Source organism: Kitasatospora sp. NPDC057595, from assembly GCF_042800875.1.
In the GTDB taxonomy this organism is placed as follows: Bacteria; Actinomycetota; Actinomycetes; order Streptomycetales; family Streptomycetaceae; genus Kitasatospora.
Genome location: NZ_JBHVGL010000084.1, coordinates 1 through 1,046 on the forward strand (window position 1 = coordinate 1; position 1,046 = coordinate 1,046).

Sequence of the window (1,046 nt, forward strand, 5' to 3'; positions counted from 1 at the left end):
GCCTGCTTACGCTCAGAAGCCGCAGGGCAAGCAAAACGTAGTAAGCTTGCAAAGTGTTCAGAAATCCTCTAAAGTGGTGTTGAGTGAACCGCGTGTATATGCGGAAGCGCAGGAAATCGCCGATCATTTAAAGAACAGGCGGGCGGTTGTCGTCAATCTGCAGCGCATCCAGCATGATCAGGCGAAAAGAATCGTCGACTTTTTAAGCGGTACCGTCTACGCCATCGGCGGCGACATTCAGAGAATCGGTTCAGATATTTTTCTGTGCACGCCTGATAATGTCGACGTTTCCGGCACGATTTCGGAGCTTATAAATGAAGACGAACATCAGAGGTGGTAAAGCAGGATGATTCTTTATCAAATTTTTTCCGTTCTGAGTTATTTAATTTACATCTACTCGTTTGCCCTGATCATCTATATCTTTATGTCATGGGTGCCGAGTACGAGAGAAACGGCGGTCGGACGGTTTCTCGCAGCGATTTGCGAACCGTATTTAGAGCCGTTCAGAAGGATCATTCCGCCCATTGCCATGCTGGATATATCCCCGATTGTAGCGATTATCGTGCTTCGGTTTGCCACGACGGGACTTTGGGGCCTATACCGCATGATCGCAATGTATACTTGAATGCGACAGTTTGATACGGGCTTGGCACCAGCCAAGCCTCTTTACATAGAAAGGAAAGAACATGAGCGATATTTACCAGCACTTCAGACAAGACGAGCGGCCTTTTATTGATCAGGCGCTTGAATGGAAACAGATTGTCCTGGACCAGTATCGGATGAAGCTGACTGATTTCTTAGATCCCAGAGAACAGGTGATTGTAAAAGCCGTTATCGGCGACGCCTGCGGTCTTGCGTTTTTCGGAGGATATGACAGAGCTGAGCGCAAACGCGCGATTTTATACCCTGAATATATGGAACCTGAACAGGATGATTTTGAGCTTCGGGCTTTTGACGTTCAATACGCTGAAAAATTCGTCAGCATTGACCACCGCTCTCTTCTCGGATCATTAATGGGGATCGGCTTAAAGCGGCAGAAATACGGC

3 protein-coding genes are annotated in these 1,046 nt (G+C 47.6%); all 3 read left to right on the forward strand.

Annotated elements, in window-relative coordinates:
* The coding region (gene sepF / locus ACFU9E_RS35630; protein WP_380715733.1) for a cell division protein SepF at nucleotides 1-340 on the forward strand (340 nt) is incomplete at its 5' end.
* Nucleotides 341-346: 6 nt separating this feature from the next.
* Nucleotides 347-625 (forward strand): YggT family protein, encoded by a 279-nt coding sequence (locus ACFU9E_RS35635; protein WP_003154408.1) that lies wholly within the window; start codon nucleotides 347-349, stop codon nucleotides 623-625.
* Nucleotides 626-686: 61 nt separating this feature from the next.
* A partial coding sequence (locus ACFU9E_RS35640) for a YlmH/Sll1252 family protein (protein WP_380715736.1) occupies nucleotides 687-1,046 on the forward strand: 360 nt, incomplete at its 3' end.

What these genes read in the sequence shown, in the direction of transcription:
- ACFU9E_RS35635 (WP_003154408.1), top strand. Translation starts at nt 347, where the DNA reads ATGATTCTTTATCAAATTTTTTCCGTTCTGAGTTATTTAATTTACATC.